17 protein-coding genes are annotated in these 17,079 nt (G+C 65.3%); 7 read left to right on the top strand and 10 right to left on the bottom strand.

Annotated elements, in window-relative coordinates:
- The first annotated feature begins 87 nt into the window (after window positions 1–87).
- The gene (locus M2342_RS16830; protein WP_264579917.1) at window positions 88–726 is read left to right on the top strand and encodes a TetR/AcrR family transcriptional regulator; all 639 of its coding nucleotides are present in this window, start codon (window positions 88–90) and stop codon (window positions 724–726) included.
- 90 nt (window positions 727–816) lie between these two features.
- Window positions 817–1,935 carry an alanine dehydrogenase gene (ald, locus tag M2342_RS16835; RefSeq protein WP_264579918.1) on the top strand — a complete coding sequence of 373 codons (1,119 nt, stop codon included), beginning with the start codon at window positions 817–819 and terminating at the stop codon, window positions 1,933–1,935.
- Here ald and M2342_RS16840 read toward each other — a convergent pair.
- Together M2342_RS16840 and M2342_RS16845 are read right to left on the bottom strand one after the other, a co-directional pair.
- On the bottom strand, window positions 1,932–2,855 hold the full coding sequence (locus M2342_RS16840) for a hypothetical protein (protein ID WP_264579919.1): 924 nt from the start codon (window positions 2,853–2,855) through the stop codon (window positions 1,932–1,934). The genes ald and M2342_RS16840 overlap by 4 nt on opposite strands.
- Window positions 2,856–2,857: 2 nt before the next feature.
- Window positions 2,858–3,865, bottom strand: a complete 1,008-nt coding sequence (locus M2342_RS16845) for an aldo/keto reductase (protein WP_264579920.1) — start codon at window positions 3,863–3,865, stop codon at window positions 2,858–2,860.
- Window positions 3,866–4,034: 169 nt separating this feature from the next.
- Here M2342_RS16845 and M2342_RS16850 point away from each other — a divergent pair, with 169 nt between their 5' ends.
- The 4 genes from M2342_RS16850 to M2342_RS16865 all read left to right on the top strand — a co-directional run bounded on the left by M2342_RS16850 (window position 4,035) and on the right by M2342_RS16865 (window position 7,948).
- Window positions 4,035–4,595: a nuclear transport factor 2 family protein gene (locus M2342_RS16850; protein ID WP_264579921.1), complete on the top strand. Its 561-nt coding sequence runs from the start codon at window positions 4,035–4,037 to the stop codon at window positions 4,593–4,595.
- The gene (locus M2342_RS16855) at window positions 4,592–5,083 is read left to right on the top strand and encodes a nuclear transport factor 2 family protein (protein ID WP_181558419.1); all 492 of its coding nucleotides are present in this window, start codon (window positions 4,592–4,594) and stop codon (window positions 5,081–5,083) included. Before M2342_RS16850 ends, M2342_RS16855 begins: the two co-directional genes overlap by 4 nt.
- Window positions 5,084–5,215: 132 nt before the next feature.
- Window positions 5,216–5,392 (top strand): YezD family protein, encoded by a 177-nt coding sequence (locus M2342_RS16860; RefSeq protein ID WP_264571822.1) that lies wholly within the window; start codon window positions 5,216–5,218, stop codon window positions 5,390–5,392.
- Between the two features lie 105 nt (window positions 5,393–5,497).
- On the top strand, window positions 5,498–7,948 hold the full coding sequence (locus tag M2342_RS16865) for a TonB-dependent receptor (protein WP_264579922.1): 2,451 nt from the start codon (window positions 5,498–5,500) through the stop codon (window positions 7,946–7,948).
- 183 nt (window positions 7,949–8,131) lie between these two features.
- Here M2342_RS16865 and M2342_RS16870 read toward each other — a convergent pair whose 3' ends face one another.
- Window positions 8,132–9,598, bottom strand: coding sequence for a carotenoid oxygenase family protein (locus M2342_RS16870; RefSeq protein WP_264579923.1), 1,467 nt, complete (start codon window positions 9,596–9,598; stop codon window positions 8,132–8,134).
- A gap of 217 nt (window positions 9,599–9,815) precedes the next feature.
- On the opposite strand from M2342_RS16870, the gene M2342_RS16875 reads away from it, so the two are divergent.
- On the top strand, window positions 9,816–12,101 hold the full coding sequence (locus tag M2342_RS16875; RefSeq protein WP_264579924.1) for a S8 family serine peptidase: 2,286 nt from the start codon (window positions 9,816–9,818) through the stop codon (window positions 12,099–12,101).
- Between the two features lie 99 nt (window positions 12,102–12,200).
- On the opposite strand, the gene M2342_RS16880 is transcribed toward M2342_RS16875, so the two are convergent.
- From M2342_RS16880 to M2342_RS16910, 7 genes are all read right to left on the bottom strand, one after another.
- Complete coding sequence (locus tag M2342_RS16880) at window positions 12,201–12,560, bottom strand: HesB/IscA family protein (protein WP_264579925.1); 360 nt, start codon at window positions 12,558–12,560, stop codon at window positions 12,201–12,203.
- A 118-nt stretch (window positions 12,561–12,678) separates the two neighbouring features.
- On the bottom strand, window positions 12,679–13,176 hold the full coding sequence (locus tag M2342_RS16885; RefSeq protein ID WP_181558413.1) for an SUF system Fe-S cluster assembly protein: 498 nt from the start codon (window positions 13,174–13,176) through the stop codon (window positions 12,679–12,681).
- Window positions 13,173–14,384: a cysteine desulfurase gene (locus M2342_RS16890; RefSeq protein WP_264580071.1), complete on the bottom strand. Its 1,212-nt coding sequence runs from the start codon at window positions 14,382–14,384 to the stop codon at window positions 13,173–13,175. The genes M2342_RS16885 and M2342_RS16890 overlap by 4 nt, the downstream gene beginning before the upstream one ends.
- A 301-nt stretch (window positions 14,385–14,685) precedes the next feature.
- On the bottom strand, window positions 14,686–15,438 hold the full coding sequence (locus M2342_RS16895) for a SufD family Fe-S cluster assembly protein (protein WP_264580072.1): 753 nt from the start codon (window positions 15,436–15,438) through the stop codon (window positions 14,686–14,688).
- On the bottom strand, window positions 15,438–15,782 hold the full coding sequence (locus M2342_RS16900; protein WP_264579926.1) for a hypothetical protein: 345 nt from the start codon (window positions 15,780–15,782) through the stop codon (window positions 15,438–15,440). The genes M2342_RS16895 and M2342_RS16900 overlap by 1 nt, the downstream gene beginning before the upstream one ends.
- Window positions 15,779–16,525, bottom strand: a complete 747-nt coding sequence (gene sufC, locus M2342_RS16905; RefSeq protein ID WP_264579927.1) for a Fe-S cluster assembly ATPase SufC — start codon at window positions 16,523–16,525, stop codon at window positions 15,779–15,781. The genes M2342_RS16900 and sufC overlap by 4 nt, the downstream gene beginning before the upstream one ends.
- A complete protein-coding gene (locus M2342_RS16910; RefSeq protein WP_264571816.1) occupies window positions 16,525–16,992 on the bottom strand; it encodes a hypothetical protein in 468 nt (155 codons plus the stop codon). Before M2342_RS16910 ends, sufC begins: the two co-directional genes overlap by 1 nt.
- Window positions 16,993–17,079: the final 87 nt, after the last annotated feature.

Below are 17,079 nucleotides of genomic sequence, written 5' to 3' on the forward strand. Positions count from 1 at the left end.
TCGAAAAACCGTACTGTTGGGTACAGTCAGCGCTCTGATCCTCAACGACGGGGTTGTCAACAGAAAACTGTACTGTATAGTACGGTTATGGAGCAGGATACTGAAACACTCCCCGTCACGCGCCGGGAAAGCCGCAAGCACGACCGCCGGCAGGCCATTGTCGACGCTGCGCGCACCTCGTTTCTGGAGCATGGTTATGCCGGCACGTCGATGTCCGGCCTGCTCAAGACCCTCGGCGGCTCCAAGGCGACGTTGTGGGGCTATTTCCGATCCAAGGAAGACCTGTTCGCCGCGGTCGTTGAGGAAGTCAGCCTGCAGTTTCGCGCCGAGATTCAGGATGTGCTGGCGACGAAGGCCGATCTTGAGTGCACGCTCATCGCCTTCTGTCGCGCCTTCCTGCGCAAGATCACGTCACCCGATGGGCAGGCCACCTGGCGGCTGGTCGTTGCGGAGAGTGGGCGCTTTCCCGAAGTCGGCAAGATTTTCCATGAGCGGGCCGCCCGGCCCGTCCAAGGCGCATTGCAGGCTTTCTTTGCCCGGCAGGTCGCCAGCGGCGCGATGATCGAGGAAGATCCTGCAGTCATGGTGGAAGCCCTGATGGGCCTTTGCATCGGCCAGCACATGCGGGCGATCTGGGGATTCGAGCGACTGAACGACGCCGAGATTGACGTCTATGCGCTGCGCTTCACGCACATCTTCATGCGGGCCTACGCGCGGGGCACCTGAGATCCGGGCGGCGCATCGTCGCCCGCGCGGCCCGCCGCCTCATTGTCTCCAACACATCCTCTCCTATGTGCAGAAGACAGGAGAAAATCGATGCGCATCGGGACAGTCAGGGAAATCAAGAACCACGAATATCGTGTCGGCCTCACCCCGGAGAGCGTGCGGGAACTGGTGGCGCATGGCCATGAAGTCTGGGTCGAACAGGCCGCCGGTTTGGGCATCGGCAGCAGCGATGAGGATTATCGCGCCGCCGGGGCGATCATCCAGCCCGATGCGCGGACGGTGTTCGATCAGTGCGAGATGATCGTCAAGGTCAAGGAGCCGCAGGCGGAGGAGCGCGCAATGCTTCGGCCCGGGCAGATCCTCTACACCTATCTCCATCTCGCCCCCGATGCCGCCCAGACTGCCGATCTGCTTCGCTCCGGCGTGACGGCAATCGCCTATGAAACGGTAACCGGCCCGCAGGGCACGCTGCCCTTGCTCAAACCGATGAGCCAGGTGGCCGGGCGGATGAGCATACAGGCCGGCGCGACCGCGCTTGAGAAGGCGCATGGCGGGCGCGGCGTCCTGCTCGGCGGCGTGCCGGGCGTCCTGCCGGCGAAGGTGGTCATTCTCGGGGGCGGCGTGGTCGGCTTCAATGCCGCGCAAATGGCCACAGGATTGGGCGCCGACGTGACGATTCTCGACCGCAATCCGGATGTTCTGGAGCGCCTCGGCACCCACTTCGAGGGGCGCGCGAAGACCCGCTTCTCCGGCCGGGCCGCGCTGGCGGAAAGCCTTGTCGATGCCGATCTGGTGATCGGCGCGGTGCTGGTGCCCGGTGCTACCGCGCCGAAGCTGGTCTCACGCGACATGCTCTCGTCCATGAAGAGCGGCGCAGTGCTCGTCGATGTCGCGATCGATCAGGGCGGCTGTTTCGAGACCAGCCGGCCTACCACTCATGCCGATCCGACCTTCATTGTGGACGGCATCGTGCATTATTGCGTCGCCAACATGCCCGGTGCCGTCGCGCGGACGAGCACCTACGCGCTGAACAACGTCACCCTGCCCCATGCGCTCAGCATCGCCGATCTCGGCTGGCGCGCCGCGCTTGCCCGCGACCCGCATCTGGCCAATGGCCTCAATGTCCATGCCGGCAAGGTCAGCTGCCCCGCCGTCGCGGAGGCGCTGGGTTATGAGGTGGAGCCGGTGAAGGCCGTGCTCGGGCTCTAGATCCCGGAAACGGTCGGCCTCTCGCCAAAAGGCATCAACGGGCTGACGCCCAGCACATCGGCCAGCGGTCTGCCATCGCTGAGCCGCCGGAACAGCGCATAGGCAATCCAGCGGGCGCGACCATCGACATTCGGCGCGCCGCGCCCTGCCAGATGATCGCTGATCCGAACGGTGCGGGTCTCCAGCGATATGCGCGTCAGCCCGGTCCGGTTTTCCACCCCGACATGCGCGTGCTGCGCGGAGAAGGCGATGATCTCGCCCGGCGCGATCAGCACCGGCATGCCCTGAGCGGCATCGATGGGGGCGAGCGGGCGCGGCGCCATGCGGCCGCGATCGGCCGAGGCACTGCCGGTGCGCCGCCGGGCCATCGCCTCGGAGAGATCGAAATCGGCACTGTCATTCGGGATCGGCCGGTCGAACAGCTCGGGGAGAAACGCAAAGGTGCGCCCGCTTGTGATCGGCCAGACCGGTGCCCACCAGTTGACCTGCGCCGCCAGATTGGTGCCCCAACTATCGCGATGAAAGCCGACCGTCGCCGTGCTGCGCGCGCTGTGCGGCTGGTTATCCGCCGGCACTGGCGGCTGGAAGCGCAGCAGCAGCCGATCCCGAGCCACGTCGTCGGCCTGCAACCCCACCGCCTCGAACAGCGCGCGCCATAAGTGCTTGGCTTGCGCGTCATTGGAGAAGGCGCGCTGTACGGCGTCGAGCGTTTCCGCCAGCGCCACCCTGTCCAGCGCCGCGTGAATGCGCTCCGGATCGTGGGGCGCGAGGTGCTGCTCCACGAAGGCGCGCGCATGATCCGCCAGCGCGCGCATCGACGGAAGCGCCCGGAATCGGACGATATCCCCACGATAGAGCTGGCCATGCAGCGCATCGACCGACACCGCCGGTGCCGCGTAGATATCCGCCGCAGCGGCCATGCTCAGTTCCGCACCTGCCGGCCTTCGATGGGATAGGCCGGATCGGTATAGCCATGGGTGGAGGCATAACCGGGGGCCACCAGTCCGTCGGCGAAGGCCTCGTCCTCGGGGCCCATCGATACGCTCAGCGCATCCAGATAGGCATCCCATTGCGCCTCGGTGCGCGGGCCGGCAATCGCGGCGCTGACGAAGCGGTTGCGCAGCACCCAGGCCAGCGCAAAGGCGACGGTGCTCACGCCCTTGGCAGCGGCATGGGCATTGACCGCCTCGGCAATGGCCAGCGATTCGGTGCGCCACTCCGTCTGCTTGAGACGGACATCGCCCCGCGCCGCGCGGGAATCGGCCGGCGGCGGTCCGTCACCGGCATATTTGCCGCTCAGAACGCCCCGGGCCAGCGGGCTGTAGGGCACCACGCCCAGGCCATAATGGCCGGCGGCGGGCATCTGCTCCACCTCAACGAGGCGATCGACCATATTATAGAGCGGCTGACTGGCGATCGGCCGATCCATGCCAATGGCGTCCGCCGCGCGGCAGATCTCGGCAATGCGCCAGCCGCGAAAGTTCGACACGCCATAATAACGCAGCTTCCCCTGCGCGATTAGATCGTCGATAGCCCGCAACCCTTCCTCGAAGGGCGCATGAGGATCGGCCTTATGGAAATAAAGGAGGTCGATATAGTCGGTGCCCAGCCGCTTGAGGCTCGCCTCAACATCCTGCACGATCCATTTGCGCGATTGCCCGCCCTCATTCGGCCCCTTCCCGAAGGCATGGCCGAATTTGGTGGCGACGACCCAATGATGCCGGTGGTCGCGGATCGCCCGGCCCACCACTTCCTCAGATTGGCCGCCATTATAGCCGTCGGCGGTGTCGAGAAAATTGATGCCCTGATCCCGCGCCTTGTGGATGATCCGCGTCGCCGTGGGCTCGTCCGTCGCGCCGCCGAACATCATGGTGCCAAGGCAAAGTGGCGAGACCTTGAGGGCGCTGCGCCCCAGATAGCGATAGTCCATAGTCCCTCTCCTCTCCCTCCTGACACGATCGTGCGATTGGCAATCGCTATCATGCTAAGCAATCGCCGTCAGCCTTGAGGACAGCGCATCCATTCAAATTTCCATCTTCGGCCATTAGCCTCCGCTCGATGATGCCCGGCAAGGGCGCATAGAACAGAGGGAGAGTGCGATGCGTGATGCAATTATAGCTGCAGGCCTGCTGGCCATGGCCGGACTGAGCGGGGCGAGCCTCGCGGAGACGCCAAAAGCGCCGCTCACCGTCGAGCAACGGCTGCAGCGGGTGGAGGATGAGCTGGCGATCCGGCGCATCATCGTCGATTATGCCGCCACGCAGGATGCGCGCGACTATACGGCCTATGCGAATCTGTTCGCCACCGATGGCGAATGGGCGAACGGTAAGGCCGTCCACAAGGGGCGCGCAGCAATCCGCCAGCTGCTCGTCAACCTCTACGGCACGCCGCCCGCGGGCTTCGTGAACAACGAGAACTATCACCTCACGTCCAACATCCAGATCGACATCGACGGTGACCGGGCAACCGCGCACTCGCGCCACCTGCTCATCTGGCGCGGCCCGAATGGCGAGCCCGTCCCCGCGCTCGCGGGCCGCTATGAGGACGAATTCATCCGCGAGAATGGCGAATGGAAGATCCGGCGCCGCGTCGATTATCCGGTGATGCCCACCGCCGAGGAATGGATGAAGGTCGTCCGCGCGCGTCAGGCCGCGCAATGATCGCGCTGCGCCCCATCGCCGCGATCGCGCTGCTCGCCGGCGCCGCTCTTCCGGCCAGCGCCCAGCGCGACGAAACCGCCGATCGCGCCGCCATCCACGCGCTGCTCGTCGCTTATGGCAGCACGCTCGACGCGCGCGACTTCGCGGGGTTCGGGCGACTGTTCGGTAAGGATGGCGTCTATGCCGCGGGCGGTGGCGCAGAAGCGCGGGGGCCGGCTGCCGGCGAAATGATGCGCAAGGTCTTCGCCGGCAATGCCATGGGCTTTGCAGAGCCGAATTATCACCTGTTCTTCAACGAGGTCGTGACCTTCACCGGCGCGGACAGCGCGAGGGCGACATCCATGTCGCTCTACGTCGTGCCGGATGAGCGGAACCGGCCCACGCCCATGCTTATGGCCGCCTATGAGGACGATCTGGTCCGCGAAGACGGCCGCTGGGTTTTCGCGCGCCGGTCTGTGAAGGGGCTCATGCCTGCGCGCCGACCTTAGCGGAGCTGGGGCGGCGCAGGAGGAAGCTGCCGTTCCTCGCGGAAAAGCAAATGTTCATCGCAATCCTATTGTCAATATAATCGATTGAGTTAAGTTATCGCCTCCGACCCGGCAAAAAAGGAGGAACGGCCGATGTCCACGCCCACGCCCCATTCGGCTGCCCAGAGCGGGGATGACCCCCATGGCAGCGCGCTCTCTCTGATTCGGCAGCATCTTGACCGCCTCAAATTCGGCGCCGTGCATCTGACTGTGCACGAAGGCCGCCTCGTCCAGATCGAGGTGACCGAGAAGACCAGGCTGACCGCCTAACCCTTTCCGACGGGCCGCCTGGCCGCCCGCGCGATAACAGACCCATAGCATGATGCTGACCGGACCACTGGAGGCATCCCTTTTTTCAAACAAGGGGATTTCACCATGGTCAACAGACCGCTTCTTTCGCTGAGCGCGCTCGCCGCAGCTCTTCTCTTTCATGGCACCGCACAAGCGGACGAAACCGCAGGCGCAGCGCCCGCGACCGGCTCCCACAGCACGGCCGCCCCGCATGAAGACCGCAGCGCCCCGCAGGATATCGTGGTGACGGCGCGCCGGCGCTCCGAAACCTCGCAGGAAATCCCCATTGCCGTCTCCGTGGTCGGCGGCGCCCAGCTCGACAGCACCGGCGCCTTCAATGTCGGCCGTCTCCAGCAGCTTGCGCCCACGCTGCAATTCTATTCCTCGAACCCGCGCAACACGGCCGTGAACATCCGCGGCATCGGCGTGCCCTTCGGCCTCACCAGCGACGGCTTCGAGCAGGGGGTCGGTATTTATGTCGATGACGTCTATTATTCGCGCGTGGCCTCGGCCACCTTCGACTTTCTCGACGTTGCGCAGATTGAAGTGCTGCGCGGGCCGCAGGGCACGCTTTACGGCAAGAACACAACCGCCGGCGCGATCAATATCACCACCAACCAGCCGACCTTCGATTTTGAGGGCAAAGCGGAGGTCAGCGTGGGCAGCCTGAACTTCAAGCAGGCCAAGGCCGCCATTTCCGGCCCGCTCTCGGATACACTGGCCGCGCGTATCGCCGTCTCCAGCACCAGCCGGCGCGGCACGATCTATAATGTCACGACCGACCGGTGGATTCAGAGCCAGGACAATATCGGCCTGCGCGGGCAGTTGCTCTGGAAGCCCACCGATACCTTCAGCGCTACCCTGGTCGGCGATTACAGCAAGCAGGATGCCATCTGCTGCGGCTCCGTGTTCGTGCGCACCGGCGCCACCCAGCGCCCGCTCAATCGCCAGTTCGCCGCCTTGGCTGCGGCGCAGAACTACGCGCCACCCAGCCTCAACGGGTTCGACCGCCTCACCGATCTCGATGCCAGCCTCAATGCCGGCAACGTGATCGGCGGCGTCGCCCTGCGGTTGAAGTGGGATGTCGGCCCCGGCACGCTGACTTCCGTGACTGCCTGGCGCAGCTGGAACTGGAAGCCGGAGAACGACCGCGATTTCACCGGCCTGCCGATCGTCACCCTCTCGCAGAACCCCTCCCAGCAGGATCAGTACACGCAGGAGCTGCGCTATAATTACAGCGGCAAGCAGTTCGATTTCGTTCTGGGCGCCTTCGCCTTTAACCAGCGGATCGACACGCAGGGAACCGAGCAGCATGGCGCGGCATCCAGCCGCTGGACGCTGAACCCGAGCAGTGCGTTGGCCAGCAACCCGGCGGTGCTGAACGGGCTGACCGCGCGCAACTCGCAATATCTCAAGAGCACCAGCCTGGCGCTGTTCGGCCAGCTGGCCTGGAAGGCCACCGACGCGCTAACCATCCAGCCCGGCCTGCGCCTCAACTATGACAAGAAGGAAGGCTTCTACCAGCGCCGCGTCTTCGATGGGCAGGGCGTGGAAATCCTCGCGACGGACACGGGCGCAGTGCGTGCGGCGCAGCTCGGTGTCTTCACCCCGCAGCTCAGCGCGCCGGAGGCCAGCGACTGGAACTTCAGCTACGACCTCACGGTGAGCTACCGCGTCGCCCCGGACATTCTGACCTATGCGACCTATGCCAAGACCTTCAAGACGGTCGGCATCAACCAGAACGGCCTGCCCACGGATGCCGCCGGCAATCCGATCCTTGCCGCCGGGCAGATCCGGCCCGAGCAGGTCCAGCATTTCGAGGCCGGCATCAAGGCGCAGTTCTGGGATCGCCGCGCGACGCTCAACCTCTCGGCCTTCCGCACCGACATCAAGGACTATCAGGCCACGGTGAACAACGGCCAGTTCGGGGTGCTGCGCGGTTACCTCGCCAATGCCGACAAGGTCCGCTCGCAAGGCGTGGAGGTCGACTTCTCGGTGCGCCCGAGCCAGCGCTTCAATGCCTATGTGAATGGCGCCTACACTGACGCCACCTATCGGCGCTTCGTCGACGCGCCCTGCCCGCCGGAGCTTTCTGGCGGCACGGCGGCCGGGAGCAATTCGCCGAGCGCGCCGGGCACGCCCGGTGGCTTCAGCCCGGCCAATTGCGACATCTCCGGCCAGCGCCTGCCGGGCGTCTCCAAATGGGCGCTCTCCTTCGGTGCGGAAGGCAATGTACCGGCCACCCTGCTTGGCCAGACCGGCGAGGTGTATCTCGGCTATGACGGCAGTTATCGCTCTAACTTCTCGTCCAACGCTTCGCCCTCGGCTTACACCTGGATCGATGGCTACAGCCTGTCGAACGTCCGGCTGGGCTTCCGGACGGATGCCGGCCTCGACATCTTCGGATGGGTGCGAAATGCCTTTGACGAGAATTATTACGAGCAGCTGTTCGTCGGCCCCGGCAATACCGGCCTGATCGCCGGCCTGCCCGGCGACCCGCGCACCTGGGGGGCGACAGTGAAGGTCTCGTTCTGATGGCAAGGGGGCGGGAGGCTGAAAACCTCCCGCCCTAATGCGCGCCAGAAACCATCACCCCCTCCGTTCGTGTCGAGCGAAGTCGAGACACGGGAGTACAGCGCTGGGCGTGTCTCGACTTCGCTCGACACGAACGGGAGGTAGAACGAGATTTGGTCCGCGGCTTTCGGAGGGAGAGCCCCCTCAAATCCCCGCCAGCTGCGCCCCAGTCGACCAATTACCGTGCAAACCCTGCCGGATACGCACCGGTAGCTTAGCCCGGGCGATCGGCCCTTCATCGACATGCTGGGCATCGAAGAAGCACAGCTCCGAATAATTGGTCACGTGATTGTCGACCAGCGCGATGACATAGCCCTCGCCTTCCGGCGCATCGGCCGATTTGGGGACGAAGCACGGCTCCTGAATGCCGCATTGCGGCCCCGGCCACCAGATCCTGGTCTTCCCGGTTGCCAGATCGATATGGGCCAGGCTGTTGATCATGCCGACGAACGGCCCGCCCGGACCTTCATAGGGTTTCTCGCGATCCATCACCAGCATCCAGCCATGGCGATAGGCCTGCGTGGCGTAGCGGTCATCGATCCGGGGAAACTCGTCGGCGAGGTTGGTCAGCTTCTCGATGCTTTCAAACTCGTCGCTGTTGGACGCCATGTCGACGCTCCAGCGGCTGAGATAGCCGAGCCCCGCAATCGGGTCGAACGGCGCGCCGTGAATATCCGGGAAGAAGGGGAAGCTGTTGTTGGCCGCCACCGGATGATCGAAGTAGATCCGCGTGCCCTCGTTGAAGGCATTCATCACATGCCCCACGAAGCAGTTGGACGGCGCCTTGAACCAGCGCATGTCCGCCGCCGTGGCGCCGGCCTGCCGGGGTAGCACGGCAAGCCAGACCGGCTGGGTGGTGTCAAACCCGAAATAGGGCAGGCGCTTTTCCAGCCGCTCCATGCTGGTGAGCAGCGGCATGACCGAGAAGACCGCATAATCTTCCGTCACGCCGAAATCATGCATCATGCACAGATATTTGTTCTGGAAGGGAATCTCGAACATCAACTCACCGGTTGGCGAGATTTCCATATAGCTCATGTCATGGGTCATCGGCCCTTTGGACATGTAAGAGAAGGCGCACATATTGCCGGTGGCCGGGTCGATCTTCGGATGGGCGCAGAAGGTCTTGCTGTCGATCCGACCGCCGAAGTCGGTGTAGCCATGGGTCTCCAGCGTGTTCGGGTCCATGAGCAGGCAGGGGCTGTCCTCCTTCATGGCGTAGAGCTTGCCGGCATGGACCAGCACATTGGTATTGGCGGTGCCGCGAATCTGCCCCTCGACGCTCGGGTCGTCGGTCAGGTGATTGCGGTACATGCCGAACAGCGACTTGCCGGCCTTGTTCTCCAGCTTCCATTTGTCGGTCTGCGCATAACGCTGGCGGAAATCGACCTTGCCATCCTTGACCCGGAACATGCTGACCATGCCATCGCCATTGAAGAACTGGTCGTCCTCGAATTTGGGCGCGAACTGATTGTCCGGGTGGACGCGGTGGAAGGCGCCATCCAGATCGGCGGGGATTGCCCCCTCGATTTCGACGTCGTGAATGTCGCCCTGCAAACGGAGCGGGCGAAGTGTACCGGTGAAACCGAACGTGTTGGGGAAATGGGCCATGCGTCGCTCTCCTCGATTCTCTCTCTCGCGCCTGATCTACCGGCCCGCGCATCTGCAGAAATTGATCGAGCGCAATCCACGCCTGGATCATCTCGTCGCCTGATTGGACAGGCTGGCAACCGCGCCCTCGCAGCCCCTGTTTTTGCGAAACAGCTCGTTAACCAGGCGACGCTAGTGTCGCAGCGCGCATCGTTGCGCGGACGGGGAACCTGCAATCATGCGGCATGTGATCGCTTTTGGCTCGGTAGTGGCGCTGCTGACGCTGGCCGGCTGTGGGGGTGGCGGTGGCGCGCTTAACTCGACGCCCACACCCGCACCGGCTCCCACACCGACACCGACTCCGACCCCGGCACCCACGCCCGCGCCGACCCCCAGCACGGTCAATTACGACACCAGCGAATACCGCAATTCCTCCGGCCTGCCTTATCATGGCGCGATCACTGCCTATCAGGCGGGCGCCAGCGGCGCGGGTGTGACGGTCGGCGTGGTGGACAGCGGCCTGTCGGATCCGACCGGCGAGTTCACCGGCCGGATTAGCGCCGCCTCCGCGGACTTTGCCGGCAACAGCAGCTATGCGGATGTGGAGGGCCATGGCACGGCGGTCTCGGCCGTGCTCGCCGCGGGACGCAACAACCGGCGCGTGATGGGCATGGCCTGGGGCGCGACCGTGATGGCGTTGCGGACCGACGACCAGTCCGACTGCGACGCCAATGGATGCAAGCACAGCACCACGGCCATCGCCAACGCCATCGACCATGCCCGGATCAATGGCGCGCGGATCATCAACGTCTCGCTCGGCGGTGGCGCGGCCCCCAATTATCTGCTGCAGGCGGTGAAGCGCGCCACCCAGGCCGGCATTATCATCGTCATTTCGGCCGGCAATAACGAGGACGGCCAGCCCATGATGGCCGCGCCGGACGAGCTGGCGCAATCCTTTGCCAACCCGGCCTATAGCAACGGCCTCGTCATCATCGCGCCATCGGTAAACAGCAATGATACGGTGAGCAGCTTCTCCGCCGGTGTCGCCGGCTTCGAGAGCGTGAGCATCGCCGCGCTCGGCAGTCGCGTCCTGTCCTTCGATCACACCGGCACTGACTATCTCTACTCCGGCACATCGTTTGCAGCGCCGCAGGTGGCCGGCGCCGCTGCGCTACTGGCGGATGCCTTCCCCAATCTCACCAGCGCGCAGATCGTCGCGCTGCTCAAGAACAGCGCGCGCGATGTCGGCGCGCCGGGCGCGGATGCGCGCTATGGCGTGGGAATATTGGATATCGCCAAGGCCTTCCAGCCGGTCGGGGCGCTCAGCATGGCTGGCACACAGATCGCGCTCTCACCCCTTTCGACCGGCATACTGTCCGCACCGATGGGCGACGCCACGCCTGCCGCGCTGGATGCGGTTGCGCTGGACGATTATCAGCGTGCCTATCGCGTGGACCTGACCCCGCGCTTCGCCCGCCCTGCACCGCGCCGTGAGTTCGCCGCTGCGCTCGACACCGCCCAGCGCCATCTCAACCTCGGGACGCCGGCGCTCAGCCTGTCGCTCAATCTCCGCCCGACCGTGGAGGCAGCCACCACGCGCGATCCCTTCGCGTTCCGGCAGTCGGACGAGGCCCGCACCCGGCTGCTCTCCGGCACGCTGAGCGCGCAGATCGCGCCCCACGCGCGCGTGATGCTGGGCTTGCGGACGGGCATCGCCGCGTTGGAACAGCGCCTCGCCGACCGTGCCGGCCCCAGCTTCCTGATGGCGGATCATGGCTTCGATGCCGATCATGCCGACCGGCAGGCGCACGCTGCCGTCACCGTCTCGCAGCAGCTGTCACCGGCGCTGACCGTCATCGGCGGGTTCGAGCGGGGCGATATGCAACGTGCCGCTCTCGCGGATGCCGAGCAGTGGCGCGCCACGCCCTATCATGCGGCGTCGCTCTCGCTCGACTATCAGCGCGGGGCGATCGGCCTCACTGCCGGGACGACGATGCTGGACGAGCAGGCCACGCTGCTCGGCGCCCGCTTCTCCGCCAATTTCGGTGCACAGTCGGCGCGCAGCCTGTTTACGCGGCTGGGTGCGCGCGCCGACCTGCCGGGCGCCGTCCGCCTCTCGGCCAACTGGCAGCGCGGCTGGACCCGCGCCGCGGCCGGCGGAGCCTTGCGCGAAGGCGGATCGCTGGTCAGCCAAAGCTGGTCGGCCGATCTGGCCCGTGGCGATCTCTTCGCGCCCGGCGATCTGCTGGGTCTGCGCATCTCCCAGCCGCTGCGCGTCATCGCCAGCCGCTTCACGCTGATCGTACCGCAGACCTGGGACTGGGAGCAGGAAATCGCGACCGACGCGCGCGTGCCGCTCAACCTCGTGCCGCGCGGCCGCCAGCGCGATTATGAGCTGAGCTATGGGCGCGGCATCGGCCCCGGCTGGCTGGGCGCCAACCTCTTCCTGCGCGAGCAGGGCAGCAACATCGCGGCCATACCCGATGAACTGGGCATGGCCCTGCGTTGGTCGGTAGGGTTCTGAGGCTCGAGTGCTGCCGAACGTGGGCTGACCAAACCGAGCCCCCCTGTTCCTGTCATTCCCGCGAACGCGGGAATGACGAGAGGGGAGAACTGCCCGCCTTCAGACGGTGAAGCTTTCGCCGCAGCCGCAGGCGCCCTTGGCATTGGGATTGTTGAACACGAAGCCGGCGGTGAAATCGTCTTCCACCCAGTCCATGGTCGAACCGATCAGGTAGAGCACCGAGGCGGCATCGATGAAGAACAGCCCGCCGGGCGTCTCGATGCGCTCATCGAACGGCGCGACCTCGCTCACATAATCGACGGAATAGGCCAGCCCCGAGCAGCCACGGCGCGGGGTGGAGAGCTTGACCCCAATAGTGCCCTCAGGCGCTTTGGCCATCAGCTCCGCGACGCGCTGCTCGGCGGCCGGCGTCAGCGTGACGGCGGCGGGCAGCGGGCGCTTGGTGGTGGTCGTGGTCATCAGTCTCACTCTCACTCAATGTCCGTGCAGTCTTCAAAAGAAGAACCCTTCGACAAGCTCAGGGCGAACGGACAAGAATTGTTCCCAACTCGCCAAAAGGTCTCCTTTTGGCGAAGCGTTACAGCATCCCCAGTTCCAGCTTGGCTTCATCGCTCATCTTCTGCGGGTCCCACGGTGGGTCCCAGACGAGATTGACGTCCACCAGCCCGACGCCGGGCACCGATCCCACGCGCATTTCCACTTCGCCCGGCATCGATTCCGCGACCGGGCAATGCGGCGTCGTCAGCGTCATGGTCACGGCGACATGATTGTCCTCGCCCACCTCGACCCCGTAGATCAGCCCGAGATCGTAGATGTTCACGGGGATTTCCGGATCGAAGATGCTCTTGAGCGCATCGATCACCGCATCATAGGTCGCGCCGCCCGGCTCACCGGCGGGCGCATCGCTGGGCTTCTGGGCGAGAAAGCCCTCCAGATAGTCGCGCTTGCGGGCGACCTTGTCCGAGGCGTTTTCCGCAACGCCGGAAGCATCCTCCACCACATCGCTCACGCGAGCGCGCGGCGGCGGAGCGACGCCTTCGACTTCCTCGGTCCTGATTCTGCTCTCGTCATTCATCCGAATATCGTCCTGACCCGATCGAGGCCACGCAGCAGCGCCTCGATATCGCTTTCATCATTGTAAATCCCGAAGCTGGCCCTCGCCGTCGCCTCGACTCCAAGATGCGCCATGAGCGGCTGTGCGCAGTGATGGCCCGCGCGGATCGCCACGCCGCTCTCATCCAAGATAGTGCCGATGTCGTGGGGATGAACCCCCTCCATCACGAAAGAGACGATTCCCGCCGCATCCTCCGGCCCGAGCAGGCGGATGGTGTTGATGCCGCGCAACGCCTCACGCGTGCGTGCGACCAGTGCATCCTCATGGGCAGCCATGCGATCGAGCCCGATCGCCTCGACATAATCGATTGCCGCCGCCAGCCCGATCGTCTCGATGATCGCGGGCGTGCCTGCCTCGAACCGCGCGGGGGGCGGTGCATAAGTGGTGCGGGCGAAGGTCACCTTGTCGATCATCGCGCCGCCGCCATGATAAGGCGGCATGGCCTCGAGGATCTCGCCCCGCGCCCACAGTACGCCGATGCCGGTAGGGCCATAGAGCTTGTGGCCCGAGAACAGGTAGAAATCGCAGCCGAGCGCCTGCACGTCGATGGCGAGACGCGGTGCGGCCTGGCAGCCATCGACCAGCAGCAGCGCCCCGGCACCATGGGCAATCTCCGCGGCGCGCCGCACGTCCAGCACGCTGCCGAGCACATTGGAGACATGCGCAAGTGCCACGAGCTTGTGCTCCGGACGGATCATCGCCGCCATGGCATCCAGATCGATGCGACCATCCGGCGTCAGCGGCACGACGTCGATTTGCGCACCCGTGCGCTGCGCAATGAGTTGCCAGGGCACGATGTTGCTGTGATGCTCGAGCGTCGAGAGCAGGATGCGGTCGCCGGCCTTGAGATTGGCGCCGCCCCAGCTCTGCGCGACGAGATTGATCCCCTCGGTCGCGCCGCGCACGAACACGATCTCATTCTCGCTCGGCGCGTTGATAAAGCGAGCCACGCGACGGCGCGCGGCCTCGAACGCCAGCGTCATGTCCGCCGAGCGCGCGTAGACGCCGCGATGGACCGTCGCATAGTCCGCGCCCATTGCCCGTATGGTGGCATCGATCACCGCCTGCGGCTTCTGTGCCGTGGCGGCAGTATCGAGATAGTGCCAGGGCTTGCCGTCAGCGGTGACGAGGCCGGGGAAATCGGTGCGGCGGCTGTGGAGCGCGTTCATGGTTGCGGCGGAGGGTGTCTCGACTTCGCTCGAAGCGAACGAGGTCTTGGTCGTAATCACGCTGACATCTCCGAATAGAGCGCGCGAGCGCGAACCCGAGGCCGGAATAACCCGATCAACCCCACCCTTCCGTTCGTGTCGAGCGAAGTCGAGACACACCCAGCACCGTCCCTTCCCTTGCTCCTGTCAAGGCAGGAGCCCAGGGGGGCAAGGGCAGTCGGTTGCGCCTTGGGCTCCTGCCTTCGCAGGAGCACGGGGGCGGTAGAGGCCAGCGAACCATTCAGAACAGCACCATACCGCGTCATCCCAGCGCCTCCAACCGGGCCCGCGCTACCGTCGCGAACCGCTCGCGCTCGGCCTCGTCGGCCATGTCGTCGAACAGTCCGGCGATGAAGGCTTCGAGCAGCAGCGCCTTGGCGCTTGCCGGATCGATCCCGCGCGAGGCCATGTAGAACAGGGCAGCGGCATCGAGCTGGCCGATGCTGGCGCCATGGGCGCACTTCACGTCATCGGCGAAGATCTCCAGCTCTGGCTTGGCATTGGCCGTGGCGGTACGGCCGAGCAGCATCGCCTTGAAGCTCTGCGCGGCATCGGTCTTCTGCGCATCGCGCGCGACGCGGATCTGCCCGAGATAATTGGTCGTCGCCTTGCCCGCCGCGATCGCCCGCACGGTCTGTGCACTGGTCGCTTCCGGCTCGGCATGGTTGAGCGTCGTCACCAGTTCGATGGTCTGCGAGGCGCCGCCGATCAACGCCGCCTTCAGCTCGAAATGCGCATGGCGAGCGAGCGTCACGTCGAAGGTGACCCGCCCCAGCGTGCCGCCGCTGTTCAGCAGATGGACGTTGAGCGTGCCGCCCGCGCCGATCTCGACCAGATGATCGCGCACGATGCTCTCGCCGTCCGCGCCATCCTGCAGCAGCGCCAGCGTGCGCACTTCGCCGGGCGCGACGACGATCCGCTCGGGCGCGCCCACGGGCCAGACCTGCGCCGCAGCGTCGAGATCGCTATAGCGCCAAGCCTCGTCGCGGCGCGTGGGGAGCGTTGCCGGTGACATCATGCGCCGCCTCCCGCACGCTCGGTCGACAGATACTCGCGAATGCGCGCGACCAACGAGGGCCGGGCCTTGTCCACACAGGCGCGCACCTCGTCCTGCGACGCCTTGCCCTTGCGCACGCATTGCGTGGTGGCCTTGCACAGCGCCGCGTCGAGCTTGCGCACGCCGGTCGATTCACTCAATCCGCAATGATATTTGCCCGCTGCGTCACGCGTGACGCCCACCTGGACGCCGCGCAGGCGCTGCGCGATGACGGTGATGTCCTCGTCGGTCGCGCCCTCATTCGGCACCGGCGGCGCAGCGACGGCGCTCTGCGCGAGCACCAAGGCGGCCATCAGACTCATGCCGCGACCACCTCGGCATAGCCGTCCTTCTCCAGCGCCAGCGCCAGTTCCGGTCCGCCCGATTTCACGATGCGGCCGGCGGCGAGCACGTGCACGAAGTCCGGCTGCACATAATCGAGCAGGCGCTGATAATGGGTGATGAGCAGCACGGCCTTGTCCGGCGCGCGCATGATCGCGTTGATCCCTGCGCCCACGGTCTTGAGCGCATCGATATCGAGGCCGGAATCGGTCTCGTCGAGAATCGCCAGCTTCGGGTCCAATATGCCCATATGGACCATCTCGGCGCGCTTCTTCTCGCCGCCGGAAAAGCCCACATTCACCGGGCGCTTGAGCATCTCCATGTCCATGCCGAGCAGCGCCGCCTTCTCGCGCGCCAGCCGCAGGAAATCGGCGGCGGACAGCGGCTCTTCACCGCGGACGCGGCGCTGGCTGTTCAGCGCCTCGCGCAGGAACTGGACATTGGAAACGCCAGGAATCTCGACCGGATATTGGAAGCCGAGGAACAAGCCGGCTGCGGCGCGCTCATGCGGCTCCATGTCGAGCAGATCGGCACCGTTGAACGAGGCGCTGCCCTGCGTGGCTTCATAACCGGGCCGACCGCCAAGCGTATAGGCCAGCGTGGACTTGCCCGCGCCGTTCGGCCCCATGATCGCGTGGATCTCGCCCGCATTGATCGAGAGGCTGAGGCCCTTGAGGATGGCCTTGCCGTCGATTTCGGTGTGGAGATTGTCGATGGTCAGCATCAGCGCGCGCCTTCCTGCTCGTGCTGGCGGATGAGCGTGCGGGCCGTCCAGAAGGCCATGTCACGCACATCGCCGGGAGCGGGGAACAGCGTGTCGATGTGCCGCTTGATCGGCATATAGGGCCACCAGTCGGCGCCCGGCTCCGGCGCGCCCTTCTCCAGCAGACCAACGACGAACTCGCTCACCGGCCCCATGCGCGCGAGATTGGGCGCCTTGGCCTTGTGAAACGCCTTGTCCGTCCGCAGCCGTTCGGTGAACGTCGCATCGCCCTTGGCCAGCGCCTCGCGGCACTGCGCCTGATAGGCATCGAGATCGCCGAAATCCTGGACGGCACGCGGCTGAAGCTCGCCCTCTTCCAGTTCGTAATCCTCGGTCAGGATGCGGATCGCCGCCGTCCACGACTGGCCATTGCCGACATCTTCCGCGAAATCGGCGAGGGCATCCTGGATATCGTCTTCGTCGCTCAAAAGTCTCGTTCCTGTAAAAGCCCGCTCAGGGAGAGGGAGTTTAATGTTCATCGCTCCGGACTTGATCCGGGGTCCAGCTGCCGTTCG

The sequence above is a fragment of the Sphingobium sp. B8D3A genome (assembly GCF_025961995.1).
Lineage (GTDB): Bacteria > Pseudomonadota > Alphaproteobacteria > Sphingomonadales > Sphingomonadaceae > Sphingobium.

Coding starts and splice junctions, on each gene's coding strand:
- M2342_RS16840 (WP_264579919.1), bottom strand. CDS start 2,855: ATGGCCGCTGCGGCGGATATCTACGCGGCACCGGCGGTGTCGGTCGAT.
- M2342_RS16885 (WP_181558413.1), bottom strand. CDS start 13,176: ATGAATGACGAGAGCAGAATCAGGACCGAGGAAGTCGAAGGCGTCGCT.
- M2342_RS16880 (WP_264579925.1), bottom strand. CDS start 12,560: ATGACCACGACCACCACCAAGCGCCCGCTGCCCGCCGCCGTCACGCTG.
- M2342_RS16870 (WP_264579923.1), bottom strand. CDS start 9,598: ATGGCCCATTTCCCCAACACGTTCGGTTTCACCGGTACACTTCGCCCG.
- M2342_RS16865 (WP_264579922.1), top strand. CDS start 5,498: ATGGTCAACAGACCGCTTCTTTCGCTGAGCGCGCTCGCCGCAGCTCTT.
- M2342_RS16900 (WP_264579926.1), bottom strand. CDS start 15,782: ATGAGTCTGATGGCCGCCTTGGTGCTCGCGCAGAGCGCCGTCGCTGCG.
- ald (WP_264579918.1), top strand. CDS start 817: ATGCGCATCGGGACAGTCAGGGAAATCAAGAACCACGAATATCGTGTC.
- M2342_RS16890 (WP_264580071.1), bottom strand. CDS start 14,384: ATGAACGCGCTCCACAGCCGCCGCACCGATTTCCCCGGCCTCGTCACC.
- M2342_RS16875 (WP_264579924.1), top strand. CDS start 9,816: ATGCGGCATGTGATCGCTTTTGGCTCGGTAGTGGCGCTGCTGACGCTG.
- M2342_RS16895 (WP_264580072.1), bottom strand. CDS start 15,438: ATGTCACCGGCAACGCTCCCCACGCGCCGCGACGAGGCTTGGCGCTAT.
- M2342_RS16845 (WP_264579920.1), bottom strand. CDS start 3,865: ATGGACTATCGCTATCTGGGGCGCAGCGCCCTCAAGGTCTCGCCACTT.
- M2342_RS16850 (WP_264579921.1), top strand. CDS start 4,035: ATGCGTGATGCAATTATAGCTGCAGGCCTGCTGGCCATGGCCGGACTG.
- M2342_RS16855 (WP_181558419.1), top strand. CDS start 4,592: ATGATCGCGCTGCGCCCCATCGCCGCGATCGCGCTGCTCGCCGGCGCC.
- M2342_RS16860 (WP_264571822.1), top strand. CDS start 5,216: ATGTCCACGCCCACGCCCCATTCGGCTGCCCAGAGCGGGGATGACCCC.
- M2342_RS16830 (WP_264579917.1), top strand. CDS start 88: ATGGAGCAGGATACTGAAACACTCCCCGTCACGCGCCGGGAAAGCCGC.
- sufC (WP_264579927.1), bottom strand. CDS start 16,525: ATGCTGACCATCGACAATCTCCACACCGAAATCGACGGCAAGGCCATC.